Source organism: Acinetobacter sp. ANC 5378 (assembly GCF_013004315.1).
In the GTDB taxonomy this organism is placed as follows: domain Bacteria; phylum Pseudomonadota; class Gammaproteobacteria; order Pseudomonadales; family Moraxellaceae; genus Acinetobacter.
The window spans coordinates 25,631-49,676 of record NZ_JABERK010000002.1; the positions used below are offsets into that span (position 1 = coordinate 25,631).

Sequence of the window (24,046 nt, forward strand, 5' to 3'; positions counted from 1 at the left end):
GATGGTTAAATCGACGAACCAAAGCAAAATATTCGAGGCGAATGTGTCATCTTTAACTGACGTACATGCAAATGTATTAACCCAAGCACAGCAACGTATTCAACAAGATTTATTGACGGCATTAGACGCATTTTCCATTCCAGAACCGCTGAAAGGCGCTGTGCATCATGCGGTGATGCTCGGTGGTAAACGTGTACGTCCAGCACTTTGTTATGCAACAGCGGCGATAAAGCCACATGCAAATTTTGCCGCAGTACGCCGTGCGGCAGTAGCCATTGAAATGATCCATTGCTATTCACTGGCACACGATGATTTGCCGTGTATGGATAATGATTTGTTGCGTCGCGGTCAGCCGACCTGTCATGTGGCTTTTGGTGAAGATACAGCATTACTTGCCGGTGATATTTTACAGTCGATGGCCTTTGAGATATTAGGCAGTCGCCTGTTTGATCAAGGTCCTGCGGTTGATCCATCGATTATTTTAAAACAGATGCAGATTTTGGCGACAGCCAGTTCAAAAATGGTCTGTGGTCAGGTGCTGGATTTACAAGCTGAAGGTAAGCATGTTGATCAGGAAGCTTTGGAAAATATTCACCGTAATAAAACCGGAGCGTTAATTTCTGCTGCGGTGATGATGGCTGCGGTATGTGTGTTTGAAGGCACTGATCAAGCCATTCCTAGGCTGCGCGAATATGCGCAAACAATTGGACTGGCTTTTCAAGTGCAGGACGACATTCTGGATATTATTTCCGACACAGAAGTATTGGGGAAAACTGCCGGTAAAGATCAGCAAGTGGATAAATCGACTTATCCGGCATTGATGGGTCTGCAAAAAGCCCAAACTTATGCCAAAGAATTGCATGATCAGGCGTTTAGCGCTTTGACAATGTTTGGTGAAAATGCAGCTGAACTCAATCAGATTTCACAATTTTTATTGTCGCGTAAAAGCTAAATACACTTAGCTTTAGAAGCGGGTGATTTAGAAAACATGAATTAAAAAAGAGGACATGATGTCCTCTTTTTTATGCGCTAAAGATTATTTAGAGTCTTGATATAAACGATCACCTTCATCGAAACGTGTGGTGATTTCTTCCGTTGGTGCTTTACCCATTAAGCTGACCACGACAATGGCAATCAGCGAGCAAATAAAGCCTGGAATAATTTCATAAAGGCCAGTGGCACTGAACATGTTTTTCCAGAGAATCACCACAACCGCACCAATCAACATGCCGGCAAGTGCGCCATTGAGTGTCATACGACGCCAGAACAATGAAAGAATGATCAGTGGACCGAAGGCAGCACCAAAGCCCGCCCAAGCATATGCCACTAAGCCAAGAACTTTAGATTCAGGATTTCCAGCCATCCAGATGGCAAGCAGGGCAATCAGGAGTACCATTAAACGGCCAATCCACACCAGTTCTGTTTGCGTTGCATTTTTGCGTAAGAATGATTTGTAAAAGTCTTCGGTTAAGGTACTTGAGCAAACCAGTAACTGGCAGCTTAAGGTACTCATCACCGCGGCTAAAATGGCAGCCAACACAATCCCTGCAATCCATGGATTAAACAGAATTTTGGTCAGTTCCATAAACACGGTTTCTGGATTGGCGTTCACTGCACTGGCAAGTTCTGGGTGTTGCTGGAAGTAGGCAATACCAAAGAAACCGGCAGCCACTGCACCACCTAAGCAAAGAATCATCCAGGTCATGCCAATACGACGTGCATTGGGAATGGAGGTGACTGAATCTGCCGCCATAAAACGCACAAGAATGTGCGGCTGACCAAAGTAACCCAAACCCCAAGCCAATAATGAAATAATGGCGACAAAGCTTAAATTGCCAATTACGTCAGTTGCTTGTGGGCGAGCCGCTTCAAGTGCCAAAGTCACTTGATCCATATCGGCAAAGCTTAATACGGCAACCACAGGAGTCAGCAACAAGGCAAAAATCATCAGACCGGCTTGAATGGTATCGGTCCAGCTAACTGCCAAGAAGCCACCAATAAACACATAACTGATGGTGGCAATCGCACTGACCCAAAGCGCCGTGCTATAGGACATGTCAAACATGCTTTCAAACAGACGTGCGCCTGCAACCATGCCTGAAGCACAGTAAATTGCAAAGAAAATCAAAATGATGAAAGCAGAAGCAATACGCAGAATTTTCTTTTGATCGTTAAAACGGTTGGAGAAATAGTCTGGCAAGGTGAGGGCATTGTGTTGCACTTCGGTATGGACACGAAGACGTCCGGCAACCAGTCGCCAGTTCAGCCATGCGCCAATAATCAGGCCAATGGCAATCCACATTTCAGACAAACCTGAAAGATAAATTGCACCAGGCAGTCCCATCAGCAACCAGCCACTCATATCTGAAGCACCAGCAGAGAGCGCCGTTACGAAACTACCTAAACGACGACCCCCCAAAATGTAATCAGAGAAGTTGGCTGTCGCGCGATAAGCCATGAGGCCAATCACGATCATGGCGACAATATAAAAAAGAAAGGTAATTAAGGTCGGATTCAGGGAGCTCATACGGTATCCATTTACAAGGTGGACAGTAGACAGTAGATCGAAACAAAGGCTTATAAAAAGAAGCACAAATAATTTCAAAAAATAACGCGAAATTTAATCATAATTTCACAATGATTGCAGAGTTTTTCGCAACTGAAATAAAAATAGACAGCGAATGCTGTCTATTTTATAGAAAAAATGCAGTCGTTTATGGTTTACGACCCATCACGCCACGAATGGTATTCATGATATCTGCAGGTAACACAACTGTTTTGGCATTATTAGATTTCGCCATGTCTTGCATGGCTTTAACATACTGTTCACCGAGCAAGTAGGCCACCGGGATTTCTTTGTCACCGACCGCAGAAGTAATCATCTCAATGGCACGTTGTGATGATTCAGCCAAGACCACTTGCGCTTCAGCATCACGACGTGAAGCTTCCAGGCGACCGTCTGCTTCTAAAATAGCGGCCTGTTTTTCACCATCGGCCTTGGTTACGGTCGCACGGCGCTGACGTTCCGCTGCAGCTTGCGCTTCCATTGCCGATTGCATGGTGGCTGAAGGTTGAATATCCTGAATTTCAACAGTCTTTAGCGTAATACCCCAGTCAGAAATATCATCAGAAATGGCCGCTTTCAGTTTGGCCTTAATGTGATCACGTGAAGACAAGGCATCATCCAGATCCATTTCGCCGACAATTGAACGTAGTGAAGTCTGTACCAGGTTTTGAATCGCCCAGGTATAGTTTTCAATACCGTAGACCGCTTTTTCCGGGGTTGTGATATTGATATAGGCCATGGCATTCATCAGTAAAACCGCATTATCACGGGTAATCACTTCCTGAGAAGGAATATCCATCACGATGTCTTTGGTGGTGACTTTATACGCAACTTCATCGACATAAGGAATCACAAAATTCAGACCCGGTGTTAGCGTGGTATGGTATTTACCCAGACGTTGTACAATCCATTTATAGCCTTGGGGAACAATGCGCACCCCTTTAAAAATGGTAACACCTGCAAAAACCAGGAAGGCTAAAACAATAATAGATCCACCAGACATGTTATTTCCTCGCTTTATATATTTTCATGATGTGAATGGTGTGGCTTGACCACGAGATCATTGCCGAGAATATCGACCACGCGAACCCGATCGCCCACCTGAACTGGTGCTAAGGTACGGCAGTTCCATTCATCAGAGCCCAAAACCGGCATGGGGAAACGGACTGTAATCAGATCATGTTGCATATGGGTTTGAATGACCATACCGACCTGCCCAATAGTCGCCTCACGAGATAAACCGGCTTTAGTTTTATCGATTGAAAGCGGTTTAATAAATTTAAACCAAAGTAATGTGCACAGTATGGATAAAATAATCCAGGTGACGATTTGAGTGGTGAAGCCCATCATCGGGAACATCCACAGTAAAACCCCCACCATGATGGCTGCGAGACCAAACCATAGTGCAGCAAAAGCGGGGATTACCAATTCAGAAAGAATGAGCAAAATACCCAATACAAACCAATGCCAAGGTTCGAAAGCAAATTCCATACATCTACTCGTGTATTGTTAAAATTGATATAGATAACCAAGTGTCTATATCAATTTAGCAGATGAGTAAGTCTTTGAATATTAAAAAAGCATCTTTTTTAAATTTTGGCTTTTGGTGCAGCTTTAAACGCGGCAGGAGACTTTTTAAAATCGGTAATGGCTTTGTCAATCGCGATGATTTTCAGTTGGGTGGCTTTTTCACCTTCTAAAATCGATTGATTGCTGGCTTTTAAATCCAGCGTGCCTAAATGTCCCACTTTAGGTTGAATCACTACAGTGGCTTGACTGAGTTCTTCATTAATACTTTGCTGTCCCATAATATTAATGGTCTGGTCCAGCAAGCCCCACATGTTCAGGGGTTTACCACCGACTGGGCGTGCAGAAATATCCACCGCAATGACAATATCTGCACCCATATCTTTCGCCGTTTTCACTGGAATCGGACTGACTAAACCACCATCGACATATTGTTTTCCACCAATCGTTGCAGGCACGAATACATTGGGAATACTGCATGAGGCTCGAACGGCCTGACCTGCATTGCCTTTAATAAACTCGGCTTTACGACCTGTGTCGAGGCGCGTTGCAACAGCCGCGAAACGAATCGGAAACTGTTCAATCGGTTTGTTGGCAATGTGTTTGTTGACATAGTTCTGCAATTTTTGACCTTGCACCACGCCTTGACTGTTTAATGTTAAATCACGAATGTCAGATTCTTTTAACGTTAGGGCAATTTGCTGTAATTGGTAAGGGGTTTTACCACTGGCATAAATACTGCCAACAAAGCTCCCGGCACTGGTACCGGTGACAATTTTCGGTTTAATACCATGTGATTCTAAAACTTTCAATACCCCAATATGGGCAAAACCTTTGGCTCCACCACCCCCTAGAGCAATGGCAACTACTGGTTCACGTGCTTTTATGGTCGTGGTTTGTGGGGAGGTTTTAGTGGCTTTATCACAGCCAACCAGACTAAACGCAAGCAGACCAATGAAAGAGTATTGCACAAGATTCATAGTTGAAATTGGATATTAAATAGACAAAATTGCACACATGACAGCAGATAATGCTTAATTTGGCTAGCTATTTTTTATACGATTTTGTAACGGTTTGGCCAACCACTGCGGATTTTTTGGAGAAAATTTTCCCACGTACCGGTTCAAGATCTGTTCTAGATCCTGTTGATAATTTCCAGTCGGTTGAAACACGCCTAGGCAATAAATGGTTTTATGGTCGTAATCAAAGGAAAACATCACAATCGGGAGCTTGGCACCTACGGCAATACGGTAAAAACCACTTCTAAACGATTCTGCCTGTTTACGCGTTCCTTCAGGCGCCATACCAACCCAGATCTGCTCTTGAGTATTGATGAAGTCGATAATTTGCTGAGTGGTACCTTGTTGAATACTGCGATTGACCGGAATCACGCCAATCCATTCCAGTAAGGGTTTCAGCGGGGTGTTAAATAACGTATGTTTGCCAAAAATGGTAATTTTAATGCCCAGTCCGAGCAGGGCTGTAAAACCATGCCAGGCATCTATATTGGATGTATGGGGGGAAATAATAGCGACGGCTTTAGGCAGGTTGGGAAATTCACCTTCAAAACTCCAGCCTTGAGCAAGAAATAATTTTTTGAAAATAGTTCGGCTCAAGTTGCTACCGCGAGCAGGCACTTGATCGGGCAATGTTGGGAAATGTGCTGACATGGTTTTATCGGCCTCCCTGACAAAAGTTTATTGCATTTTAATAATGTTAAGCTTTTGTTAAATAAGATTCATTGGCAAAATGTAAAGCATAATTCAGTGGGCTTGATAGAAATAATCAATCCGGTTTTGATCATAAGGGCACACTATGCCGATTACACGTAACATCTATATCTTGTTGTTCTCTTTATATTGGGCGCAAGGTTTACCTGTTGGTTTTATGACCCATGCCTTACCGGTGATTTTACGTGCCCAAGGGGTGTCACTGGCACAGATTGGCGGCTTTGGATTATTGATGTTGCCATGGTCGATTAAGATTTTTTGGGCGCCGTGGGTGGATCGTTTTGGTTATTCGGCGTTTGGACATTACCGGAGCTGGATTGTTCCGACTCAGTTACTCAGTGTGGTCGTACTCATTGGTTTATCATTCCTGCCGATCCAAGCCTTAAATCAGCCCGAATATTTACTGGTTTTTTTTGTGGCTTTACTGAGCATGAATCTGGTCGGTGCGACCCAAGATATTGCAACCGATGGCTTAGCCGTCAATATTCTGAAAAATGAACAGCAGCATTGGGGCAATACTTTTCAGGTGATTGGTTCACGCTTGGGGTTTATTGTCGGTGGTGGCGCGATTTTATGGGCACTGGACTGGCTAGATTGGCAAGTCACTTTTTTGGTTTTGGCAGGGCTGGTTCTTCTAAATACATTACCAATTCTGTTTTTTAAAGAACCTGCGCGATTCCAGCATATTCAGCAAGCGACTGACAAAGAATCATTTAGCTGGAGCAAAGTAAAAAGTTATCTGTCGTATTTTTATCAAAGCCGTAGTTTGGCTTTATGGTTAGGCGTGCTGATCACTTTTAAAATTGCCGATGGTTTAGCAGGTCCTTTACTGAAACCGTTAATGGTGGATATGGGACTGACATTTTCCCAAATTGGCATTTATGTGACCATGCTTGGGGCGTTGGCCGCATTAATTGGGGCAGGATTCGCGGGACTGAGTCTGAAGTATATTTCTCGTGCGAATGCGCTATTGAGTTTTTCTGTATTGAAAATTTTCAGCTTAGGTGCATACACATGGCTGGCTTTTCAATATGAGTCACACCGAAAAATTGAAGCTTGGGTGATTTATGTGATTAATGCTGCTGAAGACATGATTTCAGCCATGTTATTGGTGGTGATGCTAACTTTGGTGATGCAATACAGTCGCAAACATTTGGCAGGGACAGATTTTACTTTTCAGGTGGCGCTGATGGCAACGGTCAGTGGTGGACTATATAGCCTAAGTGGAATATTAGGTGATCTTTTAGGTTATGCCGATTATTTAGCCTTCATCACCTTGGTTGCCGTGGTCTGTTTATTGCCTATTTTGAGATGGAAAACCAACCAGTAATAATGCAATAAAAGCTTTTTAATTCAATTAAATATCTATTTAAAATCTAAGGAATAAAAAAGATAACTTAATAAAATCTAAATCATTTTTTTAAATATTTCTAAACAGTAACATCTGTTACAAAATAACTTAGGAGTATTTAAAAATGAAAACCAAAATTGCAGCAGCAATTGCTTTAACTCTACTTGCAGGCTCTACATTTGCAGCACCAACCTTCTATGGGGAAATTGATGCTTCTATCGATTATTTACCTGAAGATAATAGATCAGGTTTTTCTGATAAAGATGTCGTTGAAGTAAGTTCAAACAGCTCATTCATTGGTTTAAAAGGTGATGAGAAGCTGACTGATCGCTTAAGCGCCGTGTATGCGATTGAATGGAGCATTAGCGCAGATGGCGACTCTACCGACTTAGGTGTACGTAACCGTTTTGTGGGTTTAAAAGATGCCCAGCTCGGTACTTTAAAAGTGGGTGCACATGACACTCCATTGAAACAACTTTCAAGCTCAGTGGATACCTTTAACAACTACGTAGCCAATAAAGCCGATGTTACTGGCATTATGACCGGTGAAAATCGTATTTCTAATGCAGTCATTTATGAATCTCCAGCAATTGCCTTGCCTACAGGTACAATTAAAGTGAACGCTTTATTAGCTTCTGGTGAAGATTCAGGTATTGCGAAAGGCAATGGCTCATCTAAGACTGCAGGTCGTGGCTTAGGTGATGCATGGTCTGCATCTGTTGTTTATGACAGCCCAGTGGTTGTAGCAGGTATTGCGTATGACAAAGCGATTACAAGCAACTTCTTAGGTCGTGGCTTTGTTAATGCTCCTGCACCAGAAGTTGCAGGTGGTAGTTTACTTGCCGCTGCAAATACCATTCGTGCAATTGGTCGTGTGAACCTTGATGGTGGTTTAGCGCTTAAAGCTTTGTATCAAACATCTGAAGTAGAAGAAACGAAAAATGCTGATATTTCTCCTACTGATTTAGTGGCTCAGGCAAACTGGCTAGCAGCAATTAGAAATATTGATGATGCTCAAGGCTGGTTATTGGGTGCTGAATATAATCTTCCTACTGCGAAAGCCTGGACTGTAAAAGCACAATATAGCCAAAATACAACCAGTTTTAAAAATGCAACAGCAGATTTAGAAGCGAAGCAAATTTTTGTTGGTGCAGACTATGCATTTAACAAACAAGTGAAAGCTTATGGTTATGCAGGTTATTTGACCCTTGAACAAGGTTCTAATGAAACCAAACAACCCGTTGTAGGGACAGGTTTGGAATATAAGTTCTAATCAATGGTTACTTTTAGTTAATCAAAAGGTGATGGTTACATCGCCTTTTTTATTATTTTCTTTTATTAAGTGAGTTTTAAGTTTTGTATTTTAGATTAAGATATCAGTAAAAAGATTAGTCAGTAATCATGTCAAATATAATCAGTCTAATACGCAATAAGATAAAGCCGATTTCATTAAGCCAGTTTAATTTATTGCTGGCGATTTGGTTAGGGGTGGTTCTGAACTTTGCTTTTTTTCAAAAAATACAAAGCTTGACCCCGTATCAAGGTCCTAAAGCCTACTTGTTTTTAATCGCTACTGTATTGGTGATTGTTGCAGCTTATAACTTCATTTTTCAACTGATTCAATGGAAATGGAATGCAAAAATCTTTGCCTATGTATTAATTTTCATTGGCGGTTTTACTGCATATTTTGTGAATAGTCTGGGTGTAGTGATTTCACCTGAACAAGTTCAGAATATGATGCAAACTGATACGCGTGAAGTCCGGGGCTTATTGTCTTTACGCTTTGTTTTATGGACATTGGCCTTTGTGATTTGCCCGCTCATTTTGGTTGCTTTGGTTCGGATCAAGCCTGAATTTTTCTTATCGAAAGTCACTAAAAAATTCATTAATAGCAGCATTTCATTGTTATTGGTGGGGGGGTTGTTATTTCTCTTTTATGTGGATTATGCCGCGATCTTTCGTGAACATCGTTATTTAAAAGGCATGATTTCTCCACAAAATACCATCGCATCGACACTCTCTTATTATCATAAATCTAAACCTGCGCAGAATTTGCCTTTAGTTACTTATGGTGAAGATGCCCATTTGCTTCAGCCCGCGGCTAAGCAGAATAAACCAAAATTGATGGTCTTGGTGGTGGGTGAAACTGCACGTGCAGAAAGTTTTTCTTTAAATGGTTATGCCAAAAATACCAACCCTGAACTCTCTAAACTGGATATTATTAATTTTAATCAGGTGAGTTCATGTGGTACGGCAACAGCGGTTTCAGTACCGTGTATGTTCTCTGGGATGCCACGTTCAGATTATGACGAACAGCTTGCCAGTCACCGTGAGGGAATGCTCGATATTGCACAGCGAGCGGGCTATAAAGTGACGTGGATAGATAATAATTCAGGCTGTAAAGGTACCTGTAATCGAGTGGAACAGTATCAAATTCCACAACAGTTAAAAGATAAATGGTGTGCGAAAGACGGTGATTGTTACGATGAAATTTTGGTGGATAGTTTAAAAACCTATCTTGCGGCTATTCCTGAAACTGATAAAACCCCGCGTTTAATTGTCTTACATCAAATGGGCAGTCATGGACCGGCTTATTATCAGCGTGCAACTACTGCATTCCAGCCGTTTAAACCTAGCTGTGATAGCAATGCGATTCAAGGCTGTAGCAGCACAGAATTATTGAACAGTTATGATAATTCGATTGTGTATACCGACCATGTTTTAAGCTCGCTGATTCAGGTATTAAAAGGCAATACCAGCTATCAAACCGGATTCTGGTATTTATCCGATCATGGTGAATCGACAGGGGAACATGGTTTATATTTACATGGTTCACCGTATGCGATCGCGCCAAGCCAACAAACCCATATTCCAATGTTGATGTGGTTTTCACCGGAATGGGCTCAACACAATTCTGCACAAATCACTTGCTTAACCAAGCAAAAAAGCAAAGAATTAAGCCAAGATAACTTGTTCCCAAGTCTGCTAAGTCTGCTAGATGTTAAAACCCAAGTTATTGATGAACAAAAAAATATGTTGCAGCAGTGTGAATCAAAAAAGAAAGCGTGAGTTTAAAGCATGACTAAAATATTAATGATTGAAGATGATTTTATGATTGCTGAATCAAGCATGACTTTGTTGAAATATCAGCAATTTGATGTGGAGTGGGTCAACAATGGGATTGATGGTTTAAAAAAACTGACCCAAGAAAAATTTGATATTGTCTTGCTCGACCTTGGTTTACCGATGATGGATGGTATGCAGGTGTTGAAACAAATTCGTCAGCAATGTTCAAATTTACCTGTTCTGATTATTTCCGCACGTGATCAATTACAAAACCGTGTCGAAGGCTTGAATAATGGGGCCGATGACTATTTGATTAAGCCCTATGAGTTTGATGAATTGGTGGCGCGCATTCATGCTTTGTTACGCCGTAGCGGTGCAGAATCAGCACTTCAAGACAGTCCAGAAATCCTTCGTTATGGTGATTTGGTTCTGGATGTGGAGCAGCATATTGCCAAGTTTAAGGGACAATATATCGATATTTCTAATCGTGAATGGGCGATTTTGATTCCTTTAGTCAGTCATCCGAACAAGATTTTTTCTAAAGCCAATTTAGAAGATAAATTGTATGATCTGGATAGCGAAGTGAGCAGTAATACCATTGAGGTCTATGTCCATCATTTACGTGCCAAACTGGGTAAAGATTTTATTCGCACCATTCGCGGGTTAGGCTATCGACTCGGACAACTATAAGGTCAGCAACTGGTGCAATCACAGTATTCATTAAAAAAACGCCTGATCATTTATATTTCTGTTTTTAGTATTGCCTTGGGCTGCTTGCTGATTTTTTCTACTTATCGGATTGCACTGGAAGAAATTAATGAAGTTTTAGATGCGCAGATGCAAAATTTGGCAGAACGCGTCGCTACGCATGATCCTGAACCGGTTGAAAGCCAATTTGATCCATCCAAGCATTATCATGAAGAAGATTTATTTGTTGATGTCTGGGCTTATGCCAATCAAGATCATAAAACGCATGATTTAGATTTGTTGATCCATCCTGTTCATAAAGCAGGATTTTACACCCATAAAACCGCACAGGACATTTGGCATACTTATGTTTTACCTTTAGAGCATTATCAGGTTCAGGTCAGCCAGCAGCAATCGACCCGGCAGCGTTTGGCATTAGAGCTTGCCGGAAGTATGTTTATTCCTTACCTGCTGTTTATGCCTTTTGTGATTTGGGGTTTAAGCTGGATTATTAGCCGAAGTTTACAGCCACTCGATGATTTTAAAGCTGAATTGGCACAACGAGATTCAGACGAATTAAGCGCAATACAACTCAGTGATTATCCTGTGGAAATTGTTCCGACCATTACTGAAATGAATCATTTGTTTGAGCGTATTTCACATTCGCAACAGGAACAGCGACAATTTATTGCCGATGCTGCACATGAATTACGCACGCCCATCACTGCATTAAATTTACAAATGCAAATTCTGTTAAAACAATTTCCAGAAGATCACAATTTACAGAATTTGAGTAAGGGATTAATCCGGATTCAACATCTGGTCAGCCAGTTACTCAATCTGGCAAAACAAGATGCTTCAATTTTGAATGTGGAAACCAAACAGCAGTTTTTACTCAATCAGGTGGCAGTTAATTGCGTTGAACAGTTGATCCATTTAGCCATGCAAAAAGAAATTGATTTGGGTATGGAGAGACAAGAAGATGTACTACTGAATAGCCAAGAATCAGCGGTGCATTCCATTATTTTTAATCTGATTGATAACGCGATTAAATACACACCGAATCAGGGCGTGATTAATGTGTCTGTATTTGAACAAAATGGTTTTGCCATGGTTCAAGTTGAAGATAGTGGGCCGGGGATTGCCCCCGAGTTGCATAAGCAGATTCTTAAGCGCTTTTATCGTATTCACCATCATTTAGAAATGGGTAGCGGTTTGGGACTTTCTATTGTCGATAAAGCCACGGAACGATTGGGTGGCAGCATCTCTTTTTCAAGGAGTGAAAGTCTGGGAGGTTTACAGGTGAATGTCCAATTGCCACTGGTCAAGCAGATTTAAAAATCCATCACTCTGGAGAAGATGGAGTAATGGTAAAACGCTTGTAGTTAAATAAATAAAAAACCACATTGACCAGCCAGATAATCCATGCCGTCCACAGATTATGACTGAGAAAATGCGCTCCACGCATCATCTGTGCCCACCCCATGGCAAACCCTAAAATACAGCCCGAGACCAGAAAAAAGTAGGCGCGTTTTTTATCAGATTGGCGAAATACAGTATAGCCTGCCATGAGCGCAAAGCCGGTTGAGGCATGACCACCCGGGAAACAATGTCCTTTGCTGGCTGAAAAATCCCAAAAGAAGCCCTGAGATGTGGGAATCGTGATATTCCAGGGGCAGGCGTGGGCGGATTGAGATTTTAACAATCCAATGATCGAGGTCGAGAGAATGACCATGCAAAAGAAATAGCCATAGGTCCAGCGTACCGGTTTTAATTTTTCAACTTTGAACGAAGCCAGCCAGATAATAAAAAAACTGACATAGACCAAAATGATCAGATCTTTCACATAACGGTGATTCAGTTCGGCTAGATACCAGTTATCACGCAATAAAAATTTCCCCGATTCACTCACCCACGGATGAATCAGGGCAAGATCCAGTGATCCACCGATAGGAAAGAATATCCAAAGCATGCAAAAACTAATGACCAAGAAACAGCCTTGATAGAGGATGAAGCGTTGCTTATCGTGCATAAAAAAGATCGATTGATTTTATTTCAGCGATTACACCAAGCAAAACTTAATTTAGACTTAAGCTATGGCTGAATAGGGGGCTAAACCCTTAGAAAATTGTGTGAGGATGCAAAATAATTTTGTGCTGTATCGTGATAAGCATATTCAAGAAACAGCATAATCATTCAGGTCTTCAGTGCTACATTAGCCCACAAGATTTGTGAGGTATTAATATGACGATTCGTGCTGTTTTATTTGATCTGGATAATACCTTAACCCATCGTGATCAAAGTATTTTGGCATATAGCCAACATCTGGCTCGTACATATCAGCATCAATTACCGCATGCTGATATCAGCCAGATTCAGTCGATTATCCGCCGCATTGATAATGGTGGTTATCCCCAAAAAGAGCTGTTAACCCACCCGAGTATTGCTGCTTCCGTGGCTTATGCTTTACAGCAAGAACTGACGTGGAAAAACTTACCTGACTTGGAAGAGTTATCACAATTCTGGTTTCAGCAATTTGGATTGTCTGCTGTTGCCATGCCAGGTGCGAATAGCTTATTAGCAGACTTAAAACAGCAGGGGTATAAACTGGCAGTTATTTCCAATGGTGGACATGCCACGCGTTTAACCATTTTACAGGGTTTGGGTTTTAGCCATTATTTTGATGAAATTGTCAGCTCTGAATTGGTCGGGATGAGTAAACCGAATCCTGAAATTTTTCTGCATACCAGCCGTCAATTGGATGTTGAGCCGCAACATTGTCTTTTTATTGGTGATCATCCAGTGAATGATATACAAGGCGCAACCCAAGCGGGTATGAATGCTCTGTGGCTGCAAGGTTTTCATGATGTTGAAGATCATCAGCCGATGAATACGATTCAAAACTTAGCTGAAATTAAACAATATTTATAAGGGTCATTGTTGCTTATTTATTCTTAGAAATAGAAGTGACATTTATATAGATAAAAAAAGCGACTCTTTCGAGTCGCGCTGAAAATCGTATTAAGTTTAAGAGCAGGTTTAAGAATTAGGTTTAAAATTTAAGCTTTAAAACATTGTGTCTTCTGAATTGGCAGAAATTTTATGAATAGACAAATCCGCACCACGAAATTCATCTTCTTGGGATAAGCGGATACCCATGGTGATTTTGAGTGCACCGTAAACCAGAAAGCTGCCAGTAAGTGCAATCGAGATTGCCAGGAGTGTACCAATGATTTGTGAAATCATGGAAACATTGCCCAGGCCACCTAACCATTGTTGTCCGAAAACACCCACGGCCAAGCCGCCAAATGTACCGCATACACCGTGCAATGGCCAAACACCCAAGACGTCATCGACTTTAAGTTTATTTTGGGTATAGGTAAAGAGTTTCACGAAGATCACGCCTGCAACTGCTCCAATTATAAGCGCTCCAACCGGATGCACCACATCAGAACCTGCACAAATCGCCACCAAACCTGCCAAAGGACCATTGTGTAAAAAGCCGGGGTCATTTTTGCCCATGAAGTTGGCAGCAATGGTTCCACCGACCATGGCCATGAGTGAGTTAATCGCGACCAGACCGGAAATGGCATCTAAACGCTGCGCGCTCATTACGTTAAAACCAAACCAGCCCACGATTAAGATCCATGAACCCAAAGCCAGAAAAGGAATCGAAGAGGGTGGATGTGCGCTTACTCGGCCATCTTTTTTATAACGTCCATAACGTGCACCAAGTAAAAGCACCGCCACTAAAGCCATCCATCCGCCCATCGCATGCACCACCACAGAACCGGCAAAGTCATGGAAACTTGCACCAAATGTGCTTGCTAACCATTTTTGCAATCCCAAATTGCCATTCCAGGCAATGCCTTCAAAGAAAGGATAGATCAAGGCGACCAATAATAAGGTGGCAATCGCTTGGGAACGCATTTTGGCACGTTCAGCAATACCGCCAGAAATAATGGCAGGAATGGCCGCAGCAAAAGTCAGCAGGAAGAAACAGCGCATCAGGTTATAGCCATGATCTGCGGCTAAGGTTGCGCCAATATGGAAAAAATGTTGTCCATAAGCAATGTAATAGCCAACAAAAAAGTAGGCGATGGCTGAAATAGAGAAATCAGTCAAAATTTTGCTGAGTGCATTAACCTGGTTTTTATGTCGTACTGTGCCCAGCTCCAAAAATGCAAAACCTGCATGCATGGCTAAAACTAAAACTGCACCAAGAAGGAGAAAGAGTAAATCTATATTTTGCATATTTTAGCCCAATTTTAGTGCTGTTTTTCACAAAAAGAAGATCAGTATATCGAGGCCTAGGATTTGAGGAAGAGCTTTGAAAAAGGGAAATATTGATAATTCATGCAAAAAAATGCTCAAGACTCGATATAAAGCAAAGCATGATTTTTAGATGCATTTCATGCACCAATTTAAGGCAAGAGATTTAAATTAAAGTATATATAAATATATGATTACTAAATTAAATTTAGGACTTGTGATTGTGTTTATTTTTTCGGCTTTTTCTCCGAGCACTGAATAGTGGCAATGTTATTGATCTAAAATATTAAAAATAATTTAAAGATAAAGTAAGCAATGCATTTTGATGAAGCAGTTTTAGCTGCTTTTATCATCAATTATGGTGCGTTTTGAAAACATCACTCTTATTTGAAATCTAAATAAAAGATGAGCAAAATAAAAATAAAGTAGGAGCAACTGAATTTCTTTAAAGCAAACAAGGTGAATAATTAAACGATATGGGATACAAAACCTATAACGAAATGGTAGTTTTGGTTTTGCGTTCAACATGTTAACTCTAGAAGATAAGTCTTCATTTTATATTATATTTTAGGATTTAATAATGAAGCGGAGTATGCTTGCGTTAATGGCATTGGTTGGGTTTAATTATTCATTTGCAGCAGAAGGCACACAGTTTGACTGGGGTTATGCAAAACAGACTGCACCGGCACAATGGGGCAAGATTAAACCTGAATATCAAGCCTGCGAAGGAGTCAATCAAGCGCCGATTAATATTGATCAAACTATATCGGCAAAACTACCGGCTTTAAAATTAAATTACAGTTCAAAAGCGGATACGATTATTAATAATCATCGAACCGTGCAAATTAATTTTGCCGAGGGTAATACCCTGGAATTGGATCATAAACTCTTTCATCTCAAACAATTTCATTTACATAGTCCAAGTGAAAATACCATTAAGGGCAAAAGCTATGCCATGGAAATGCATTTGGTGCATGCCACTGAACAAGGCGAGTTAGCCGTTATTGCTGTGATGTTTGACGAAGGTCAGGAAAATAAAAAACTGAAACAACTCTGGAAAGAATTGCCGAAAAAAGCAGGCAATGCGGTACAGTTGAAACATCAAGATTTAGCCGCTGCCTTCTTACCTGAAAAATTAGATTATTATCGTTTTAATGGTTCGCTCACCACGCCACCGTGTTCTGAAGGCGTACGCTGGATTGTGCTTAAAGATATTCAACAAGCTTCGAAACAACAAATCAAGGCATTTTCAAGTTTGCTGGAACATCCGAATAATCGTCCTGTACAGCCGACCCATGCACGCTTGGTGCTTGAATAATTTTTTCCCCATAAAAAAAGCAGATCTTATGATCTGCTTTTTAAATACTTTTAGGTTTAATGCAAAATTTTATCCAGGAACTGCTGAGCGCGTTCGCCACGCTTTGTATTAAAGAATTCATCTTTAGTACAATCTTCTACAATTTTGCCCTGATCCATAAAGATCACACGGTTCGCCACCTGACGCGCAAAGCCCATTTCATGGGTGACACACATCATGGTCATGCCTTCTTTGGCCAGTCCCACCATCACATCTAAAACTTCGGTAATCATTTCAGGATCAAGCGCGGAAGTCGGTTCATCAAACAGCATGGCAATAGGATCCATACTCAAGGCACGCGCAATGGCAACACGTTGTTGCTGTCCGCCGGAAAGTTGTGCAGGGAATTTATCCGCCTGAGCACTCAGTCCAACTCGCTCTAAATACGCCAAGCCTTTTTTCTTGGCTTCAGCTTCAGAACGTCCCAAAACTTTAATTTGGGCAATGGTCAAGTTTTCGGTAATGGTTAAATGCGGAAACAGTTCAAAATGCTGAAATACCATGCCTACACGGCTACGCAACTGGTTCAAATTGGTTTTCGGGTCTTTAATCGAAATTCCATCCACTACAATATTGCCTTGCTGGAAGGCTTCCAGACCATTGACGGTTTTAATCAGGGTGGATTTCCCCGAACCAGAAGGACCACAGACCACCACAACTTCACCTTGGCGAATTTGCGTGCTGCAATCTGTGAGTACCTGAAATTTATCGTACCATTTACTCACGTTCTGAATGTCGATCATCACTTTGTTATCATTCATACGCGTAACCTTCTTTGTAATTTTTTAACCGCATAGGTGGCCAAAAGACTAATGGTGAAATACACCAGCCCTGCAAATAAAATGTACTGGGTCAGCAGTGACATCAGGTCACCACGGACATAGTTGGTCCTGAAAAAGTCCAGTAAACCGATGGCATACACCATGGTTGAATCCTGAAATAAAATAATGGTTTGCTGTAGGAGCAGGGGCGTCATTTTACGAAAGGCTTGCGGTAAGATAATAAGACGCATCGATTGCCCATAACTCATACCTAAAGCTGAAGCTGCTGCTGATTGGCCACGCGGAATCGACTGAATGCCGGCACGCACAATTTCAGAAAAATAGGCTGCTTCAAATAGCATGAATGCCACAATACTGGATACCAAGGCGGTATCAATAGTCAGGTAATTTCCCGTGACTGCGGTATAAATAAAAGGTACCGCAAAGTAGAACCACATCAACACCAACAGCAAGGGAATGGAGCGAAACAGGTTCACATAGCCTTGTGCAATCCAGTTCAACACTTTAATGGAAGACAAACGCATTAAAGCCAAAATGGTGCCAATCAGAATACCACCCACAGTTGCAATACAGACCACTTTTAAAGTGATACTAAAGCCATGCCATAAGGCAGGACCCGAGAGTTGCAAGTCATTTAAAAATGCAGAGAGCCATTCCATCATTTACCTCCTGCAATTAAACCGGGCACATGTAAGCGTCTTTCCAGCAGGGTCATTGCCGAGATTAAACAGACGTTAATCACAATGAAAATCACGGTCACAATGGTGTAAATCTCGATGGTATTTTGCGTGTATTCACTGATGGTTTTCATCTGGGAAATAATTTCTGCCACTCCCACCAGTGAAGCAACCGAGGTGTTTTTTACACAGTTGGTCAGCTCTGAACTGAGCGGCGGTAAAATGGTGCGAAAAGACTGCGGTAAAATAACGTAGCGATAGAGCTGGGCAGTACTAAAACCCATGGCATAACCGGCGTTCACCTGTCCGACCGGCAAGGCTTCAATCCCGGTACGCACCTGTTCACAGACCCGTGCGGCGGTAAATAGACCCAAACCGACACTGGCTGAAATCAGCGCTGTGGTATTGGCACCTAGGTCATTGATCCACCAGTCTCGAATAGCTGAGGGCAAAAAGTTGGGAACCACATAAAACCAGATAAATAATTGAATCAGCAACGGTACATTACGGAAAATAGTGACATAGCCTGTACCAATCGCGCGTGCAGTCTTATTCGGCAAAGTCCGCATGATGCCGAGAATACTGCCCAAAACCATGGCAATGCTCCACGCGACTAGGGCAATCACCAACAACCAGCCCAGACCCACTAACACCCATTGTAAATAGGTACTATCACCGACTCCGGTGGATTGCCACAAAACACTCCAATTCCAACTATAATTCATAGTGACTCCACCGAAGAATCAGGTAAAAATCCATGTTTACCTGACCTTGAACGTATGTTGTTTTAAAGTTTATTGATCGCGATCGTGCGGTGTAGCAATTAACGCTTTAAGCTGATCTGACATTTTAAAGTTTAGATTAATGTTTTTTGGTGGAATCGGTTGCTGGAACCATTTCTCGTACATTTTGTTAATTTCACCGGAACTATAAGTGGCTTTAATCGCATCATCGACCACTTGTTTAAAGCCCGTGTCGCCTTTACGCAGCATACAGCCATAAATTTCGTGAATTGGTGCAGTGCCGACAATTTCCCACTTATTTGGATCAGCGGCTTTAGATTTTTCACCTGCCAGCAAGATATCATCCATCATAAAGGCAGCGGCACGTCCGTTTTGTAGCATCAAGAACGATTCTGCATGGTCTTTGGCAGAAATAATTTCACCAATCCCGAGTTCCTGCTGATGCTGACGGATATAACGTTCAGAGGTTGTTCCGGCTGTAGTGACCAGTTTTTTGCCTTTGAGATCAGTGAAATCTTTCACCCCTGAATCTTTAGCGGTAAGCAGGCGAGAACCGACTTCAAAGAAGCCCACCGAGAAATCGACTTGTTGCTGACGTTCCTTGTTATTGGTGGTTGAGCCACATTCCAAATCGACCGTGCCATTTGAAACCAGCGGAATACGGTTTTGACTGGTTACCAAGTTATAGCGAATTTTTAAGTCCGGCATATTCAATTTTTGTTTAACCGCCTCGACCACTTTTAATTGCAGGTCATGGGCATAACCGACCGGTTGATTTGGATTGTCTGCAATATAAGAGAACGGAATAGAAGAATCGCGATAGCCCAATACAATGGTGCCTGATTTTTTAATCTTATCCAGTGTGCCAGAGGTCGTTGCATCGCCAGTGGCTTTTTCGCCCGATGCCGGAGCTTTATTGTCGCTACAAGCGCTTAGTCCAAGCATCAGTGCGCTTGCACAAAGTAAAGAGGTCATAGTGCGTTTAGGTGACATATTGAAAACTCCATTTCTATTATTAATCATCATTTGTTTTGGATTTAAACCGATGATTCATTCATCAGCTTGAGATAACAAATGACACTTTTTGTTGCATTTATTTTTTAATCTTGGCTTTCATCTTAATCGAGTTTCTATTCAAGGCTCAAGCAAGATTTTTTACCGTTTTGTTAATGATAAATGTTGAGGAAATAACCAGTTTTTAGTCAAAACTCCGTATAACAACTGACTTTAACTACAGCAGGAAGCATGCCAGAGGAAGTTTGTAATTGAGACTTTCGACTAAAGTTTAGGGTGGCTTAATTTAAATAAAAGATACAACTATTCAGATCACTTGGAAATTTATCTTAACATCTGACTATTAAGCGCTTTGGCCCAACGACAACATTGGCAACGTGAACATTGCTGATCTGGCTTGGAAATATAATCGACATAACCGCAATGCATGCAGGCATAGTAGGTTTCCAGTTCTACTTGAGTGGTTTGCTGATACTGTTTGGGGAAAAGGGGGAGACCGTAACGAATTTCATCGGGCTTAAATAATAAAATACTAAAGTTACCGTCGGTTTCCAGCAAGCCGGCACGCACCTGACCCAAATGTTCGATGCCTTGCTGACGCATTTCCGCAAAGAATTCATCATGCGACATTTTGCCGCGTTTAATCTTGTCCAAAACCAGCATGCCATCTTCCACAATATAGAGCGACTTTCCTTCGATTAAGTCCTCAAAAGGCTGGTATTTCATCATCAGCCAGGTGGTCAGGCGGTAAAGTGTGATCACAATACTCATGATCAGCAGGGCTTGAATCAGCGGCAGGTCTTCGGTGAACATCGGGTCACCGGCAATGGAACCGAGAGATAAAATAATCGCCAGCTCAAAAATGGAGAGTTGCCGAATACCCCGTTTACCGGTTAAGCGCAGAAAGATCATGATCATGCTAAACATGAGCACTACGCGTATGGTGATTTCTGCGGCAAATGTCCAAGTGGTGTCATGAATAAAGAGAGTTGCCCAATCCATGGATGTCGTTCCTTTCCATTATTCGTTTATTCATCTTTTTATACTATGCCCGAGTAGCACAGGATGTATGTTTATAATTCGGTAAAGAACTGCCAGTATTTTAGTAACTTACTGAACTTAAAATAACCGGTATGACACAATAAAAAATGAATCATCCAATAACTAAATGGGTACTTTTAACTTTTGCCTAGTTTTAGATTGCTTGCTGTTATCTGTCATTGAGTCAGGAATATTGCTATAGTTTTTCTTTTGCTTTTTTCCTTGCTATGTCTTTCGATTTAAAAACCACTGTTCAGCCAGATGCAGAGCTTTCGCCACAACAAAAAAAGCTTAATCGTCTGATTGAAAAAATTGAACAGCAAAAAATAGACTTGGTAGCATGGGAAAAAGCTCAAGCCGACATTCAACAACATGCACGTAAAACCCTTGTACCTGCTTATAATGAATTACACACTGTATTGTTTCAGCAGCTTGAACAGTTATGGAAACATTTGCATGGTGTTGAATTTTCAAAAGCAGAAGTCGTGCAGCTTGATGAAAAAATCCAAAACCTTGCAGCATACTTAAAAGATTCAAAAGCTTTGTCAGCGCAACAAGCCAATACAGTCGAAGAAATTGATACCTTTTACCAGCAACATACAGAACATACAAACGCGAAGAAAACCAAGAAAAAGCTTTCCGTTGCAACAGATTTTGTGTCTGAAAGCTCTGAATCAGATGAAAGCGAAACAGCATTTGATAGGTTAGATGATTGGGACCATACAAAGCACGAACAGCAACGTGAACAAGCCAAACTCAAAAAACTGCAAGAGAAACGCGAGCAAGCTCAGAAAATGGCAGAGCAGTCGCTGAAAACCGTGTATTTAAAAATTACTGCTGTGATTCATCCTGACCGTGAACAGGATGAAAGCAAGAAGCTCGAAAAAACCGAAATGTTACAGCATGCCAATGCAGCTTACGAAAAGCAGGATTTGTTCTATTTGCTGAAACTTCAAATCCAGATTGAGCAAAACCGAGGTATTTCACAAAAGGGTTTAAGTGCGGAGCAAGTGAAGTTCTATAAATTGGCTTTAGATGCACAAAGTCAAAAACTTGATGATCAAATAAATGACATTATTGATTCACTGGTTTGGTCAGAGAATACCAAAATTGCAGTGCAAAAGTCCAAAGGAAAGGTTCAAATTTCTGACTTATATAAACAAATAGATGCTGATACTTCGGCTTTAAAGCAGCAGGTAAAATGGGAAAAAGAACGACTCAAATATATGAGTCGGGTGAAAGGGTTAGAGATGTTGTTGGAGAATGGGGCACTTTAGTTCCCCCCCTTGTGAAGCAATGCTTCTCATCCCATAGGGAAAGGGAGCAGTACGTGATTTTATGCCATCATAAATTTAAAAATGGATGTTCCCTCACTGCTGTCCCACAATTTTTATAAGAGGAAGCTCACATGAGCTTCCTCTTGTTTGATGGGGATTTTAGCGGGTGAAAATAACGCTTTTAAGGTTTTTATTTCAAATAAATTCACCTGAATTATTCTGAGTAAGCGCTGAACTGTCCAGCCTTTTTTCCCTAAATGTTGAGCGAAACTTACTAGTAAATAGGCGATCATTGCAATCCAGATTTGTGTCTGAATGGCGTTCTTGCTTCGGCCTAAAAAGGCTTTTAATTTCAGGTTCTGTTTAATTGCTTTAAAGAACAATTCAACTTTCCAGCGGTCTTTGTAAATCGCTGCAATGGTAGAGGCCGCTAAATGAAAGTTATTGCTGAGAAAGCTGAAGTGCTTGCCACTTTGCTGATCTCTATATTCAATTCTTCTTAATACGGGGGCTTTTCTTTTTAGGGCATGTGCGCTATTCAGCTGAATGGTTTCATCTTTTAGAATGCCTTTGGATTCAAGCACGGGATGTTGCTGGATCACCTGATACACCGATTTAGGTCTAAAACGTGTCACAAAGCCAATGTTTTGAGCGCTTAGATTCGCATACCATTGATAATCGACATAGCCTTTATCAAAGACCACAATGCTGCCAGCGGGAAACTGGAATTTTCGGCCTTGTACCATGTCATTTTCTTTACCATTTTCAACTGCAACAAACTCAGGAATATCATTGCTGTGATTCAATCCTACGCTGAGTTTCATGCTGGCTTTTGAGTCGTGAACTTTGGCCCACCCACATAAGGAAAGTGACAGGTCAATATGACTGGCATCCAGGGAATATAATGGATTCTTAAAGCGAAATTTATGAGCTACTTTTGAGTGTTCATAGTATTTAAGTAACTTGTAAAAGAGCTGTTGATACAAGACCGCGGGCTGCTGCTCATTGATTCGTGCCAGTGTACTTCGGGGTATAGACTTTGCTCCGAGATGACTCAGTTTTTCCTGTTGGCACTCCAGATTGGATTGAATATCTCTCAGACTTTGCCTGCAGGAAAGTTGAGACATCAATATGGCAATAAACTGATCCCATCTTGAAGCCGCTCTAAATTTCTGTCCAACATGGTGTACTTTAGCAAGTTGTTCAAAATCCTGTCGCATGACGGGTTTAATCAGCTGATGAAATACGGTATTCTGATGTGACAAAACCTGAATCCTGGTCGTTAAAGTGTTGGTTCGCACTCATATTTTAACTGTTAGGACTCAGGTTTTTTTATTTAAATCAAACTATGGGACAGCAGTGGATGTTCCCTCTCTTTTTAGGAGAGGGCTAGGGAGAGGTTATAAATTCTGCTAATCTAAAGAAAACAATAAAAACAAAAACTCATGAACAAAAAGATCGATCCTCAACTTTTAATATTCGCAAAATCTATGCGTCACACCGCTACCGATGCAGAACATCTCATGTGGCAGTTTTTACGTGCCAAACATTTTATAAATCTCAAGTTTCGCCGTCAGCATGTGATTGCGCCATATATTGTAGATTTTTACTGTCACGAAATTGGTTTAGTGATTGAGTTGGATGGTAGTCAGCATGGAATGGATGATGCGATTGAATATGATGCTGAACGTACCAAGTTTTTAGAAGCGTTGGATTTAATAGTGGTTCGGTATTGGAATTATGATGTGTTGGGAAGGACGAATGTGGTTTTAGAACACTTATGGCAAGTATGTACTGAATTGAAAAATACCTCTCCCTAACCCTCTCCTAAGAGGCATAGGTATCTACACATCTTTAGGTACCTAATGCAATTGTTGCGATTTCATTCAGTTCATCTATTGAATATTCTGAGAGCAGTTGAAGAGTGTTCAGTAAAATCGAAAGTCCTGCCAATAT

Annotated in this window: 23 protein-coding genes; 10 read left to right on the top strand and 13 right to left on the bottom strand. The window is 41.3% G+C overall.

Annotation, left to right across the window (positions count from 1 at the left end; all coding sequences use genetic code 11):
- The first annotated feature begins 43 nt into the window (after positions 1–43).
- Positions 44–952, top strand: coding sequence for a polyprenyl synthetase family protein (locus HLH16_RS00150; protein WP_171527760.1), 909 nt, complete (start codon positions 44–46; stop codon positions 950–952).
- Positions 953–1,036: 84 nt separating this feature from the next.
- On the opposite strand, the gene putP is transcribed toward HLH16_RS00150, so the two are convergent.
- The 5 genes from putP to HLH16_RS00175 form a co-directional block, all read right to left on the bottom strand.
- On the bottom strand, positions 1,037–2,527 hold the full coding sequence (gene putP, locus HLH16_RS00155; RefSeq protein WP_171527761.1) for a sodium/proline symporter PutP: 1,491 nt from the start codon (positions 2,525–2,527) through the stop codon (positions 1,037–1,039).
- A gap of 187 nt (positions 2,528–2,714) precedes the next feature.
- Positions 2,715–3,569, bottom strand: coding sequence for an SPFH domain-containing protein (locus HLH16_RS00160; protein WP_171527762.1), 855 nt, complete (start codon positions 3,567–3,569; stop codon positions 2,715–2,717).
- Between the two features lie 14 nt (positions 3,570–3,583).
- Positions 3,584–4,057 (bottom strand): NfeD family protein, encoded by a 474-nt coding sequence (locus HLH16_RS00165; protein ID WP_131290826.1) that lies wholly within the window; start codon positions 4,055–4,057, stop codon positions 3,584–3,586.
- A 98-nt stretch (positions 4,058–4,155) separates the two neighbouring features.
- Positions 4,156–5,073 carry a patatin-like phospholipase family protein gene (locus tag HLH16_RS00170; protein ID WP_171527763.1) on the bottom strand — a complete coding sequence of 306 codons (918 nt, stop codon included), beginning with the start codon at positions 5,071–5,073 and terminating at the stop codon, positions 4,156–4,158.
- 63 nt (positions 5,074–5,136) lie between these two features.
- A complete protein-coding gene (locus HLH16_RS00175) occupies positions 5,137–5,763 on the bottom strand; it encodes a 1-acyl-sn-glycerol-3-phosphate acyltransferase (protein WP_171527764.1) in 627 nt (208 codons plus the stop codon).
- A gap of 145 nt (positions 5,764–5,908) precedes the next feature.
- Between HLH16_RS00175 and HLH16_RS00180 the strand changes: the two genes are divergently transcribed.
- The 5 genes from HLH16_RS00180 (at position 5,909) to HLH16_RS00200 (ending at position 12,265) form a co-directional block, all read left to right on the top strand.
- Positions 5,909–7,153 carry an MFS transporter gene (locus HLH16_RS00180; protein WP_171527765.1) on the top strand — a complete coding sequence of 415 codons (1,245 nt, stop codon included), beginning with the start codon at positions 5,909–5,911 and terminating at the stop codon, positions 7,151–7,153.
- Positions 7,154–7,298: 145 nt separating this feature from the next.
- Positions 7,299–8,447 (top strand): porin, encoded by a 1,149-nt coding sequence (locus tag HLH16_RS00185; protein WP_171527766.1) that lies wholly within the window; start codon positions 7,299–7,301, stop codon positions 8,445–8,447.
- 128 nt (positions 8,448–8,575) lie between these two features.
- Positions 8,576–10,243 carry a phosphoethanolamine transferase gene (locus tag HLH16_RS00190; protein ID WP_171527767.1) on the top strand — a complete coding sequence of 556 codons (1,668 nt, stop codon included), beginning with the start codon at positions 8,576–8,578 and terminating at the stop codon, positions 10,241–10,243.
- 9 nt (positions 10,244–10,252) lie between these two features.
- Positions 10,253–10,930 carry a response regulator transcription factor gene (locus HLH16_RS00195; protein WP_171527768.1) on the top strand — a complete coding sequence of 226 codons (678 nt, stop codon included), beginning with the start codon at positions 10,253–10,255 and terminating at the stop codon, positions 10,928–10,930.
- A 12-nt stretch (positions 10,931–10,942) separates the two neighbouring features.
- On the top strand, positions 10,943–12,265 hold the full coding sequence (locus tag HLH16_RS00200; protein WP_171527769.1) for an ATP-binding protein: 1,323 nt from the start codon (positions 10,943–10,945) through the stop codon (positions 12,263–12,265).
- Between the two features lie 7 nt (positions 12,266–12,272).
- On the opposite strand, the gene HLH16_RS00205 is transcribed toward HLH16_RS00200, so the two are convergent.
- Positions 12,273–12,959, bottom strand: coding sequence for a phosphatase PAP2 family protein (locus HLH16_RS00205; RefSeq protein WP_171527770.1), 687 nt, complete (start codon positions 12,957–12,959; stop codon positions 12,273–12,275).
- A 212-nt stretch (positions 12,960–13,171) separates the two neighbouring features.
- On the opposite strand from HLH16_RS00205, the gene HLH16_RS00210 reads away from it, so the two are divergent.
- The gene (locus HLH16_RS00210) at positions 13,172–13,858 is read left to right on the top strand and encodes an HAD family hydrolase (RefSeq protein ID WP_171527771.1); all 687 of its coding nucleotides are present in this window, start codon (positions 13,172–13,174) and stop codon (positions 13,856–13,858) included.
- A gap of 135 nt (positions 13,859–13,993) precedes the next feature.
- Here HLH16_RS00210 and HLH16_RS00215 read toward each other — a convergent pair whose 3' ends face one another.
- Positions 13,994–15,181, bottom strand: a complete 1,188-nt coding sequence (locus HLH16_RS00215) for an ammonium transporter (protein WP_171527772.1) — start codon at positions 15,179–15,181, stop codon at positions 13,994–13,996.
- 598 nt (positions 15,182–15,779) lie between these two features.
- Between HLH16_RS00215 and HLH16_RS00220 the strand changes: the two genes are divergently transcribed.
- Positions 15,780–16,517 (top strand): carbonic anhydrase, encoded by a 738-nt coding sequence (locus tag HLH16_RS00220; RefSeq protein WP_171527773.1) that lies wholly within the window; start codon positions 15,780–15,782, stop codon positions 16,515–16,517.
- Positions 16,518–16,573: 56 nt separating this feature from the next.
- On the opposite strand, the gene HLH16_RS00225 is transcribed toward HLH16_RS00220, so the two are convergent.
- The 5 genes from HLH16_RS00225 to HLH16_RS00245 all read right to left on the bottom strand — a co-directional run bounded on the left by HLH16_RS00225 (position 16,574) and on the right by HLH16_RS00245 (position 20,774).
- Complete coding sequence (locus HLH16_RS00225) at positions 16,574–17,299, bottom strand: amino acid ABC transporter ATP-binding protein (protein WP_171458806.1); 726 nt, start codon at positions 17,297–17,299, stop codon at positions 16,574–16,576.
- A 14-nt stretch (positions 17,300–17,313) separates the two neighbouring features.
- A complete protein-coding gene (locus HLH16_RS00230; protein ID WP_131290890.1) occupies positions 17,314–17,997 on the bottom strand; it encodes an ABC transporter permease subunit in 684 nt (227 codons plus the stop codon).
- Positions 17,997–18,740, bottom strand: coding sequence for an amino acid ABC transporter permease (locus HLH16_RS00235; protein ID WP_171527774.1), 744 nt, complete (start codon positions 18,738–18,740; stop codon positions 17,997–17,999). The genes HLH16_RS00230 and HLH16_RS00235 overlap by 1 nt, the downstream gene beginning before the upstream one ends.
- Before the next feature lie 69 nt (positions 18,741–18,809).
- The gene (locus HLH16_RS00240) at positions 18,810–19,751 is read right to left on the bottom strand and encodes a transporter substrate-binding domain-containing protein (protein ID WP_171527775.1); all 942 of its coding nucleotides are present in this window, start codon (positions 19,749–19,751) and stop codon (positions 18,810–18,812) included.
- Positions 19,752–20,096: 345 nt separating this feature from the next.
- On the bottom strand, positions 20,097–20,774 hold the full coding sequence (locus tag HLH16_RS00245; RefSeq protein WP_171527776.1) for a DUF421 domain-containing protein: 678 nt from the start codon (positions 20,772–20,774) through the stop codon (positions 20,097–20,099).
- A gap of 266 nt (positions 20,775–21,040) precedes the next feature.
- On the opposite strand from HLH16_RS00245, the gene HLH16_RS00250 reads away from it, so the two are divergent.
- Positions 21,041–22,090 (top strand): molecular chaperone DnaJ, encoded by a 1,050-nt coding sequence (locus HLH16_RS00250; protein WP_171527777.1) that lies wholly within the window; start codon positions 21,041–21,043, stop codon positions 22,088–22,090.
- 113 nt (positions 22,091–22,203) lie between these two features.
- Here the strand turns inward: HLH16_RS00250 and HLH16_RS00255 are convergent, their stop codons facing one another.
- Positions 22,204–23,355 carry an IS4 family transposase gene (locus HLH16_RS00255; RefSeq protein WP_171527778.1) on the bottom strand — a complete coding sequence of 384 codons (1,152 nt, stop codon included), beginning with the start codon at positions 23,353–23,355 and terminating at the stop codon, positions 22,204–22,206.
- Between the two features lie 180 nt (positions 23,356–23,535).
- Here HLH16_RS00255 and HLH16_RS00260 point away from each other — a divergent pair, with 180 nt between their 5' ends.
- A complete protein-coding gene (locus HLH16_RS00260; RefSeq protein WP_171527779.1) occupies positions 23,536–23,910 on the top strand; it encodes an endonuclease domain-containing protein in 375 nt (124 codons plus the stop codon).
- Positions 23,911–24,046 lie beyond the last annotated feature (136 nt).

Coding starts and splice junctions, on each gene's coding strand:
- HLH16_RS00245 (WP_171527776.1), bottom strand. CDS start 20,774: ATGGATTGGGCAACTCTCTTTATTCATGACACCACTTGGACATTTGCC.
- HLH16_RS00195 (WP_171527768.1), top strand. CDS start 10,253: ATGACTAAAATATTAATGATTGAAGATGATTTTATGATTGCTGAATCA.
- HLH16_RS00210 (WP_171527771.1), top strand. CDS start 13,172: ATGACGATTCGTGCTGTTTTATTTGATCTGGATAATACCTTAACCCAT.
- HLH16_RS00215 (WP_171527772.1), bottom strand. CDS start 15,181: ATGCAAAATATAGATTTACTCTTTCTCCTTCTTGGTGCAGTTTTAGTT.
- HLH16_RS00205 (WP_171527770.1), bottom strand. CDS start 12,959: ATGCACGATAAGCAACGCTTCATCCTCTATCAAGGCTGTTTCTTGGTC.
- HLH16_RS00225 (WP_171458806.1), bottom strand. CDS start 17,299: ATGATCGACATTCAGAACGTGAGTAAATGGTACGATAAATTTCAGGTA.
- HLH16_RS00165 (WP_131290826.1), bottom strand. CDS start 4,057: ATGGAATTTGCTTTCGAACCTTGGCATTGGTTTGTATTGGGTATTTTG.
- HLH16_RS00180 (WP_171527765.1), top strand. CDS start 5,909: ATGCCGATTACACGTAACATCTATATCTTGTTGTTCTCTTTATATTGG.
- HLH16_RS00185 (WP_171527766.1), top strand. CDS start 7,299: ATGAAAACCAAAATTGCAGCAGCAATTGCTTTAACTCTACTTGCAGGC.
- HLH16_RS00260 (WP_171527779.1), top strand. CDS start 23,536: ATGAACAAAAAGATCGATCCTCAACTTTTAATATTCGCAAAATCTATG.
- HLH16_RS00175 (WP_171527764.1), bottom strand. CDS start 5,763: ATGTCAGCACATTTCCCAACATTGCCCGATCAAGTGCCTGCTCGCGGT.
- HLH16_RS00230 (WP_131290890.1), bottom strand. CDS start 17,997: ATGGAATGGCTCTCTGCATTTTTAAATGACTTGCAACTCTCGGGTCCT.
- HLH16_RS00250 (WP_171527777.1), top strand. CDS start 21,041: ATGTCTTTCGATTTAAAAACCACTGTTCAGCCAGATGCAGAGCTTTCG.
- HLH16_RS00170 (WP_171527763.1), bottom strand. CDS start 5,073: ATGAATCTTGTGCAATACTCTTTCATTGGTCTGCTTGCGTTTAGTCTG.
- HLH16_RS00160 (WP_171527762.1), bottom strand. CDS start 3,569: ATGTCTGGTGGATCTATTATTGTTTTAGCCTTCCTGGTTTTTGCAGGT.
- HLH16_RS00190 (WP_171527767.1), top strand. CDS start 8,576: ATGTCAAATATAATCAGTCTAATACGCAATAAGATAAAGCCGATTTCA.
- HLH16_RS00235 (WP_171527774.1), bottom strand. CDS start 18,740: ATGAATTATAGTTGGAATTGGAGTGTTTTGTGGCAATCCACCGGAGTC.
- HLH16_RS00220 (WP_171527773.1), top strand. CDS start 15,780: ATGAAGCGGAGTATGCTTGCGTTAATGGCATTGGTTGGGTTTAATTAT.
- putP (WP_171527761.1), bottom strand. CDS start 2,527: ATGAGCTCCCTGAATCCGACCTTAATTACCTTTCTTTTTTATATTGTC.
- HLH16_RS00240 (WP_171527775.1), bottom strand. CDS start 19,751: ATGTCACCTAAACGCACTATGACCTCTTTACTTTGTGCAAGCGCACTG.